This is a genomic window from Pseudoduganella namucuonensis (genome assembly GCF_900116645.1).
GTDB lineage: Bacteria > Pseudomonadota > Gammaproteobacteria > Burkholderiales > Burkholderiaceae_D > Rugamonas > Rugamonas namucuonensis.
Map to the genome: position 1 here is coordinate 1 of NZ_FPBO01000077.1, position 9,978 is coordinate 9,978.

At 74.2% G+C, this 9,978-nt stretch carries 4 protein-coding genes; all 4 read left to right on the top strand.

The features are described 5' to 3' along the window. The coding region (locus BM436_RS35275; protein ID WP_093561599.1) for an ATP-binding response regulator at window positions 1-967 on the top strand (967 nt) is incomplete at its 5' end. Next, a complete protein-coding gene (locus tag BM436_RS35280; protein WP_093561600.1) occupies window positions 964-6,255 on the top strand; it encodes a two-component regulator propeller domain-containing protein in 5,292 nt (1,763 codons plus the stop codon). The genes BM436_RS35275 and BM436_RS35280, both read left to right, overlap by 4 nt. A 191-nt stretch (window positions 6,256-6,446) precedes the next feature. Then, on the top strand, window positions 6,447-9,713 hold the full coding sequence (locus BM436_RS35285) for an ATP-binding protein (RefSeq protein ID WP_093561601.1): 3,267 nt from the start codon (window positions 6,447-6,449) through the stop codon (window positions 9,711-9,713). After that, on the top strand, window positions 9,697-9,978 hold a 282-nt coding region (locus BM436_RS35290), incomplete at its 3' end, for a response regulator (RefSeq protein WP_143133500.1). The genes BM436_RS35285 and BM436_RS35290, both read left to right, overlap by 17 nt.

Genomic DNA, 9,978 nt, shown 5'->3' on the forward strand with positions numbered 1-9,978 from the left:
CGGCTTCGAGGTGTGCCGCCGCCTGAAGGACGGCGGCGGGCCGGCCGCCGCCGTGCCGGTGATCTTCATGACCGCGCTCGGCGGCACGGCCGACATGGTGGCCGGCTTCCGCGCCGGCGCGGTCGACTACGTGACCAAGCCGCTGCGGGCCGAGGAGGTGCTGGCGCGGGTGACCACGCACTTGCGCCTGGCCGCGATGCAGGCCAGGCTGGCCAGCCAGAACGCGCTGCTGCTGGCCGAGAACCGGGAACGGCGCGAGGCCGAACGGGCGCTGCGGCAATACCGCGACGACCTGGAGCGGCAGGTGGCGGCGCGCACCGCCGAGCTGCGCGAACTGGGCGCGCACCGGGAAGGCGCGCGCGAGGAAGAGCGGCGGCGCATCGCCCGCGAACTGCACGACGAGCTGGGACAGGCGCTGACCGCGCTGCGCATGCAGGCGGCGCTGCTGCGGGTGCGCTTCGGCGCCGAGGTGCCGGGCTTGAACGAACAGGTGCGCAACATGACGGAGCTGGTCGACCGCGCCATCGGCGTGGTGCGCAACGTGGCCACCACGCTGCGGCCGACGGTGCTGGACCTGGGCATCGGTTCGGCGCTGGAATGGCTGGTGGACGAATTCCAGAAGCACAGCGGCATCGATTGCCGCCTGACCCTGGCGCTGGAGGAGGAGGAGCTGAACGAGGAGCAAGCCATCGCGGTGTTCCGCATCGTGCAGGAATCGCTGACCAATATCGCGCGCCACGCCGGCGCCAGCGAGGCCGCCGTCACGCTGCGCTGCGCGGCGCGCCAGTGCGCGGTGCAGGTGGACGACGACGGCCGCGGCTTCGACCCGGCGCGGGTGCCGCCGCACTCCTTCGGCCTGCTGGGCATGCGCGAACGGGTGCTGAGCCTGGACGGCCGGGTCACGGTGGACAGCCGGCCTGGCGGCCGCACCCGCATCGCCGCGACGCTGCCGCTGCCGCCCGCATGAGCGCCCACGCCGCGCGCGCCGCGCGCCGTTGGCTGGCGGCCCTGCTGCCGGCCCTGCCGCTGCTGCTGGGCGCGCCGCCCGGCGCCGCGGCGGCGCAGCCCGAGCGCTGGTCGCAACTGGCGCAGCCCGTGTTCCAGAGCCTGGGCGCGCATGGCGGCCTGCCCAATCCCATCGTCACGGTCGTCAACCAGGACGACCAGGGTTTCCTGTGGGCGGGCACCCAGGGCGGCCTGTCGCGCTGGGACGGCTATCGCTTCCGCAACTACACGGCCGCGCCGGACGACGCCCGCGCGCTGCCCGACAATTACGTCACGGTCCTGCACAAGGACCGCGGCGGCCGCCTGTGGGTGGGCATGGCGAGCGGCGGGCTGGCCCGCTACGCGCCCGAACACGACGGCTTCGTCGGCTACAACCAGAAGAACGCCGGGCTGTCCAGCGGGGGCGTGCTGGCGATCGCGGACGACGGCGCCGGCGGCCTGTGGATAGGCACCGATAGCGGCCTGGACCATATGACAGGGGCGGCCGATCCGGCGCGCGCCGGCATCACCCATTTCCGCCACGCCGACGGCGACGCCGCCAGCCTGCCGGCCGACATCGTCAAGTCCCTGTGCCTGGACGCGCGCGGCACGCTGTGGATAGGCACGCCGAACGGCCTGGCGCGGCGCGATCCGAAGGGGGGCGGTTTCATCCACGTGCCCCTGCCGGCGCGCGGCACCTGGGCGCCCGGCGTGGAGGTTCTGTTCATGGACGGCGCCGGCCAGTTGTGGATCGGCACCTCGGGTTCCGGCGTCTTCGTGCTGGACCCCGCCACCGGCAAGGCCGGGCGCTACGCGGCCGGCGCCGAGGCCGCCGAATTGATGCGGCGCGAAAACGTCAGCGGCATCGCCGAACCGGTGCCGGGCCAGATCTGGATCAGCTCCTACGGCGGCGGCGTCGCCGCCGTCGACCGGGCCAGCGGCCTGACGCGGCATTTCACCCACGACGCGGCGGCGCCGGCGGGCTTGCCCAGCGGCATAGTGCACGGCGTGTTCGGCGACCGCGCGGGCACGCTGTGGCTGGCGACGGCCGCCGGCCTGGGCCGGCATCAGCCGTCCCGGGCCGCCGCGTCGCTGGGGCCGCGGCGCGACGGCCAGCCCGGCCTGTCCGACGGCGACGCCATGTCGCTGGCGGAGACGTCCGGCGGCCAGTTGTGGGTCGGCTTCGCGCGCCGCGGCGCCGACCTGGTCGATCCGGCCCGCGCGGCGGTGGCGCCGTGGCGTCCCGCCGGCGGCGGGCGCGCCGACGCGCCGCTGCATCGCAGCAACATCACCGCGCTGCTGGCCGACGCGGGCGGCGTGGTCTGGCTGGCGACGCCGACCGGCCTGTATCGCGCGGACCAGTTCGGCGGGCGCGCGGCGCCGGTGGCCGCGCCCTGGCTGGACAACCGGCTGTACGTGCGCGCGCTGGCCAGGACCGGGGACACGCTGTGGATAGGCACCTCCACCGCCGGCCTGTTCCAGGCGCGCGTCGACGCCGGCGGCGGCCTGGAAAAAGTCCGGCAGGTGACGACGGGCCTGACGGGCCAGGATGTCACCGCGCTGCGGGCCGGGCCGTCCGGCGCCCTGTGGGTGGGCACCACCAGCGGCTTGAACCGGCTGGACATCGCCAGCGGCGCCGTGCTCGAGCGCATCGGCGGCGACCGCTCGGATCCGGCCTCGCTGTCCAGCCCCTACGTCACCGCCCTGCACTTCGACCGCCGCGGCCGGCTGTGGGTCGGCAACGACGGCGGCATCGACGTGATGCGGGACGGCGGGGAGGGCGGCGCGGCGCGGCGCTTCCACCGCCTGGGCGGCGCGCAGGGCCTGCCCAACACCAACGTCGGCACGCTGCTGGAGGATGGCCAGGGCAGGGTCTGGACCAGCACCGACGACGGCCTCGCCGTCATCGACCCGCGGACCTTCGCGATCGGCGCGCTGGGGCGGCCGGACGGCGCGCTGTACTCGCCCTACTGGGTCGGCGCCGGGGTCGCCACCGCCAGTGGCGAACTGGTGTTCGGCGGCACCGGCGGCGTGACCGTGGTGCGGCCGGAGCGCCACCGGCCCTGGGACCTGCGGCCGCCGGTGGTGCTCACGGAGATAAGGCTGGGCGGCAAGCCGGTGGCGCCGGGCCGCCACGGCGGCGCCGCCGCCGCGCCGCTGGTGGTGCCGGCGGACGCCAACAGCTTCGCGGTGGAGTTCGCGGCGCTGGACTTCACGGCGCCCGAGCTGAACCGCTACGCCTACCGCCTGGAAGGCTACGACCGCGACTGGACCGCCGTCGACGCCGCGCACCGCACGGCGTCCTACACCAACCTGCCGCCCGGCGACTACCGCCTGCTGATACGGGGCAGCAACCGGGCGGGCGTGTGGAACGAGCGGGCCTTGCCGCTGGCCGTCACGGTGTCGCCGTGGTGGTGGCAGACATGGTGGTTCCGCGCCGCCGCCGCGCTGCTGGCCGCCGGCCTGCTGCACGGCGCCTACCGGCTGCGGACCTGGAAACTGGCGGCGCAGCGCACCGCGCTCGAGCGCGAGGTGGCGGCGCGCACGGCCGAGGTGTTGCAGCAAAAAGCCGTGGCCGAGCGGCGCCACCGGGAGGCCAGCGAGCGCAACGCGGAACTGGCGACGGTCAACGCGGTGGCGCACATCCTGGCCGGCAAGCTGGACCTCGACAAGCTGATCGCGCAGGCCGGCGACCAGGTGCACCGCCTGTTCCACGCCGACACCACCCGCATCGCCCTGGCGGACCCCGACGGCGGCGCGCCGCGCTTCCCCTACGCCGCCGGCGAGGGGGCGGACGACGGCCTGAGCGCCGGGGCCATCGCCAGCGGGCGGGGCGAGTTGTCGGCGCGCGGCGCGCGCTCGCGCCTGTGCGTGCCCATCGTCGCCAACGGCGTGGCGCGCGGCGCGCTGTCGGTGCAGCGCGCCGCCGCGGCCGGCCCCTACCAGGCCAGCGACCAGCGCGTGCTGGAGACCATCGCCGCCCACATCGGCGCGGCGCTGCAAAGCGCGCTGCTGTTCCAGCAGGCCGAGTCGGCGCGCGCCAGGGCGGAGGAGGCGACGCAGGCCAAATCGATGTTCCTGGCCAATATGAGCCACGAGATCCGCACGCCGATGAACGCGGTGATCGGCCTGTCGCACCTGGCCCTGAACACCGAGTCGCCGTTCCGGCAGCGCGACTACATGCAGAAAATCCACAACGCCGGCAACTCGCTGCTGGGCATCATCAGCGGCATCCTGGATTTCTCCAAGATCGAGGCCGGCAAGCTCGACATCGAGAGCGCCGACTTCGACCTGGACGAGCTGCTCGCCCACGTGGCCGCCGTGTGCGGCGGCGGCACCGGCGGCAAGGCGCTGGAATGCAATTTCGAGGTGCCGGCCGGCGTGCCGCGCGGCCTGCGCGGCGACGCGCTGCGCCTGGGGCAGGTGCTGATCAATCTGCTCAACAACGCGCTCAAGTTCACCGAACGGGGCGAGGTCGCGCTGACGGTGCGCGTGCTCGACGAGCGGGCCGGGCGGGCGCGGCTGGAGTTCGGCGTGCGCGACACCGGCATCGGCATGGCGCCCGAACAGATGGGCCGGCTGTTCCAGGCGTTCACCCAGGCCGACGGTTCGGCCTCCCGCAAATACGGCGGCACCGGCCTGGGACTGAGCATCAGCAAGAGCCTGGTCGATCTGATGGGCGGCGCGATACGGGTTGACAGCCAGGCCGGCGCCGGCAGCCGTTTCAGCGTCGACCTGTGGCTCGAGCTCGCCGGCGGGCCGGCGCCGGAGCGCTCCCCGCCGGCGGCGCTGCGCGGCCGGCGCGTGCTGGTGGCCGACGACAACGCCACCGCGCGCGCGGCGCTGCTGGGCATGCTCGCCAGCCTGGGGCTGGACGCCGCCGCCGCCGCCGACGCGGCCGGGGCCGAGTCGCTGCTGCGGGCCGGCCCGCCCTTCGACCTGCTGCTGGCCGACGCCGACCTGCCGGAGCTGGGCGGCGCGGAGGCGCCGCCGCGGCTCGCGCTGCTGGCCAACCCGGGCGCGGACGGCCCGCCCGGCGGCGAGGCCTTCCTGGTCAAGCCCGTGACCCGGGCCGCGCTGGCCGACGCGCTGTCGCGGCTGTTCGATCCGGCGGCGCGCGGCGGCGCGGCCGGCCGGCGGCGGCGCGCGCCCCGGTTCGGCGGCGCGCGGATACTGCTGGTCGAGGACAACGAGATCAACCAGGAGATCGCCACCGGCCTGCTGCGGGCCTGCGGCGTCGAGGTCGACATCGCCGCCAACGGCCGCGTGGCCATCGAGCGGCTGCGCGCGCAGGCGGACGGGGCGGACCCGAACCCCTACCGGCTGGTCTTGATGGACTTGCACATGCCGGAGCTGGACGGCCATGCCGCCACCCTGCGCCTGCGCCAGGACAGCCGCTTCGACGGGCTGCCCATCGTCGCCATGACCGCCAGCGCCCTGCCGGAGGAGCGCCAGCGCTGCAAGGAAGAGGGCTTCGACGGCCATCTCGGCAAGCCCTTGATACCGGCCGAGCTGCAGCGCCTGCTGCGGCAATACCTGCCCGCCGCCGCGCCGGCCGAGGGCGGCGGGGACGGCGAGGACGGCGAGAGCGGCGAGAGCGGCGAGGATGGCGAGGATGGCGAGGATGGCGAGGACGGCGAGGACGGCGAGGACGGCGAGGACGGCGCGGCGGCGCCGGGCGCGGTGCCGGGCCTGGACCTGGCCCACGCGCGCCGGGCGGCCGGCGGCGAGGCGCAGCTGCTCAAGGTGCTGGGCCTGTTCCGGCGCGACGAGCGCGACGCCGCCGCCCGGATCGGCGCGGCGCTCGGGCTGCGCGATTACGCGGCGGCGGAGCGGCACGCGCACACGCTGCGCGGCCTGGCCGAAAGCCTGGGCGCGGCGCCGGTGGCGCGGCTGGCCGGCGAGCTGGAGCGCGAGGCGCGGCGGCGCCCCGAGCCGGGCGCCACCGCCGCCGCTCTCGACGCCCTGGAGGCGGCGCTGGCGGCCCTGTGCGAGAGCCTGGACCGCTTCCTGCCGGCGCGGGCCGTCGCCGCCGGCCGGGCCGCGCGCCCGCCCGAGGCCTGGCTGGGCGACCTGCGGCGGCTGGCCGAACTCATGCGCGCCAACGATGGCGAGGCGCTCGCCCTGTTCGCCTCCCGCGCCGAGGAATTCACGGCCAGTTTCGGGGTGTGGGACGGCGAGGCCATACAGCGCAGCCTGGACAAGCAGGATTACGAGGGCGCCCACGCCGCCCTGCGCTGGGTGGCGCACAAGCACGAACTGGTTTTGTGACGGCCCCATCCCCGCGCGCCGCCGGGCAACGACGTAGGGAATTTCCTACCAGAGAACCGGGATTGGACTACGGACGAGTCGGGAAGTTCTGATGGGAAACAGGTATTTCCAACGGCATAATCGCGAGTCATCCGTGTGCGCCGCGTGTCCGTGGGGATCGGGCGCCATCGTGAGCGAGTGCGGGGCAAGGCATGGGAGAGAGGCGATCGCCGGGGGCGTTAGCGGGGCCGCGCGGCGGCGCCTGGCTGCTCGCGGCCGGTTGCTGCTGGCTCGCGGCGGCCGGCGCGCAGCCGCCGCAGCCGCCGCAGCTGCAGCAGTGGCGCGAGGAGCTGTCGCGGGCGCACGTGCTGGTCGAGCGCGACGCCCCGGCCGCGCACGCACTGGCGCGGCGCCTGCGGGCGGCACCGGCCGACGCCAGCGGCGCCGATCGCACCCGCGCCCTGAACCTGTTGGCGCGCACGGAATTGATGCTGGCGCACAGCGACGCCGCCAGCGCCCTGGCCGAACGCGCGCTGGAGCAGGCGCGCCAGCAAGGCGACCGCGTCGGCCAGGCCGAGGCCGACATGGTGCTGGCCTTGAGCACGGTGGCCCAGGGCCGCATCGACCGGCTGGTCAGCGCCACCACCCATGCGGTCAAAATCCTCGACGGCGTGGCCCGGCCGGAGCTGCTGTCGGAGGCGATGTTGCGCGCCGCCATGACGTACAGCAGGCTGGGCAAGCTCGACGACTCGGTGGCCATCTGCGTGCAAGCGATGGAGATCGCCCGCGTCAGCGCCTTGCCGCGCGCGCTGGCCTTCGGCCACCAGTGCATGGCGATTTCATTCGCCCAAAGCGACAACGGCGCCGAGGCGATGCGCCATTACGTCGCCATGGCCGACGCCGCGCGCGCCGACGGCTCGAAAATATTGCTGGCCCTGGCGCTGTCCGGCCAGGGTGGCCTGTTGGGGACCTCGGGCGACCTGCGGGGCGGCGAAGCGCTGATACGGCAGGCGGTGCAACTGTTCCGCGAGGTGGGCGGACCGTATTACTTGAACAGCTGCCTGCACGGGCTGGCCACCAATCTGTCCAAGCAGGGGCGGCACACCGAGGCGCTGCGCCTGTTCGACGATGTGGCGGGCATGTACCAGCGCTACGCGAACCGCATCGGCCTGTGGTGGTCGTTGACGGCGCGCGGCGCCGAGCATGCCCAACTGGGTAATCCGGACGCGGCCTGGCGCGATGTCGAGCAATCCTACCGGCTGGCCAAGGAAGTCGGCGTCGAGCTGTATGTGGGCAACAGCGCGCGCCAGCTGGCGGCGCTGGCGGCGCGGCGCGGCAACCACCAGCTCGCCTACGCGTATTCGCTGGAGGCGGCCGAGCTGGCGGCCAAGGCGGCGCGCGATAAAACCAGTGCGCGGGTGATCGAACTGACCGAGCGCTACGAATCGGAAAGCAAGCAGCGCCATATCGACACGCTGACCCGCAGCAACGCCAGCCAGCAGGCCGAACTGGAGCGGCGCGCGCTGCAGCAGCGCTGGCTGTGGACCGTGCTGGGCGGCAGCCTGGCGCTGCTGGCCTGCATCGCCGTCTTCATGGCCAGGCTGCGGCGCTCGCACCGCCTGGTGGAGCGGCTGAACGCCGAACTGGAGGAGACGGTGCAGCAACGCACCGGCGCGCTGCGCCAGCAGACCCGCTACCTGCGGGTCCTGATCGACACGCTGCCGTGCTGGGTCTGGTTCAAGGACACCGACAGCCGCTACCTGGCGGTCAACCGCGCCGTCGCCGACACCTGGTCGCGCGACGTCGACGCCATGGTGGGCCTGGCCGACGACGACATCACGCCGGGCCTGGCCGCGCTGTTCCGCCAGGAAGACCAGGAAGTGATGGCCACGCGCCAGGCGCGCACGGTGGAGGCGCCGCTCGCCACGGAACACGGCGTGGTGTGGGTCGAGACCTTCAAGGCGGCGGTGGTGGACGACGACGGCAGCGTGCTGGGCACGGTCGGCTTCGCGCGCGACGTCAGCGAGCGCAAGCAGGCCGAGGCGGCGCGCGAGGCCGCGCTGCTGGAGGCGCAGCGGCTGGCCAGCCTGCGCAGCGAATTCCTGGCGCAGATGAGCCATGAGTTGCGCACGCCGCTGAACGGCATCCTCGGCTACGCGCAACTGCTGCGGCGCGACCCCGGCCTGAGCGAACAGCAGCGCGCCGGCGTGGCGGTGATCCACGACAGCGGCGACCATTTGCTGACCCTGATCAACGACCTGCTCGATTCGGCCAAGATCGAGGCCAACAAGCTGGAGCCGCAACTGGGCGCGGTGCCGCTGCGCCAGTGCCTGCAGACGCTGGCCGACATGGTGAAGGTGCGGGCCGAGCAAAAGGCGCTGGCGTTTCACTGCGACATCGACGCCGCGGTGCCGGCGGTGGTGCTGGCCGACGAGCAGCGCCTGCGCCAGGCGCTGCTCAATTTGCTGGCCAACGCGGTCAAGTTCACCGACCGGGGCGGCGTCACCCTGCGGGTCCAGGCGCTGGACGGCGAGCGCCTGCGCTTCGAGGTGGCCGACACCGGCGTCGGCATCGAGGCCGGCCAGCTGGAGCGCATCTTCCTGCCCTTCGAGCAGGCCGGCGATGCGCAGCGGCGCCAGGGCGGCACCGGCCTGGGGCTGGCCATCAGCCGCCAGTTCGTGCGCCTGCTGGGCGGCGAGATCGCGGTCGAAAGCCAGCCCGGGCAGGGTTGCCGCTTCTGGTTCGAGCTGGCGCTGCCGGTGCTGGAGGCGCCGGCGCCGGAACCGGCCGCGCCGCGATGGATCGTCGGCTACCACGGCCCGCGCCGGCGCGTGCTGGTGGCCGACGACCAGCCGGAAAACCGCCGCCTGCTGAGCGACATGCTGGCGCCGCTGGGGTTCGAGGTGGAGCAGGCGGCGCACGGCCGGGCGGTGCTGGACCTGGCGGCGCGGCGGCGGCCGGACCTGATCCTGATGGATGTCGCCATGCCCGGCATGGACGGGCTGGAGGCGGTGCGCCGGCTGCGCGGCGACGACGCCCTGCGCGGCTTGCCGGTGATCGCGGTGTCGGCCAGCGCCGGCGCCGGCGACCGCCAGCGCCAGCGCGACGCCGGCTTCGACGACAGCCTGTCCAAGCCGGTCAACCTCGACCAGCTGCTGGCGCAAGTGGGCCGCTTGCTGGCGCTGGAGTGGCGGCGCCAGGCGTCGCCGGCGGACGCGCCGCGGGACGAGGACGACGGCGCGCCGCTGGTGGCGCCGCCGCCGGACGAAATGGCGGTGCTGCACCACCTGGCCCAGGTGGGCAATATGCGCAACATCATTGAACGGGCCGACCATCTGATCCGGCTGGACCGCCGCTACCGGCCCTTCGCCGGGCAGTTGCGCCGGCTGGCCAAGGGCTATCAATCGCAGGCGCTGCTGCAACTGGTGGAGCGCCACCTGGACCGGCAGGCTGGAGTGCACCATGACCATGTCGCCTGAGCTGCGCGATAGCAGCATCCTGATCGTCGACGACATCCCGGCCAACCTGGCGCTGGCGGTGTCCATGCTGGAGCGGCACGGCCTGCGGCTGTCGGTGGCGCAGAGCGGCGACGAGGCGCTGCGCCGGGTGGCCTTCGCGCCGCCCGATCTGATTCTGCTGGACGTGATGCTGCCCGGCATCGACGGCTTCGAGGTGTGCCGCCGCCTGAAGGACGGCGGCGGGCCGGCCGCCGCCGTGCCGGTGATCTTCATGACCGCGCTCGGC

Coding starts and splice junctions, on each gene's coding strand:
- BM436_RS35285 (WP_093561601.1), top strand. CDS start 6,447: ATGGGAGAGAGGCGATCGCCGGGGGCGTTAGCGGGGCCGCGCGGCGGC.
- BM436_RS35280 (WP_093561600.1), top strand. CDS start 964: ATGAGCGCCCACGCCGCGCGCGCCGCGCGCCGTTGGCTGGCGGCCCTG.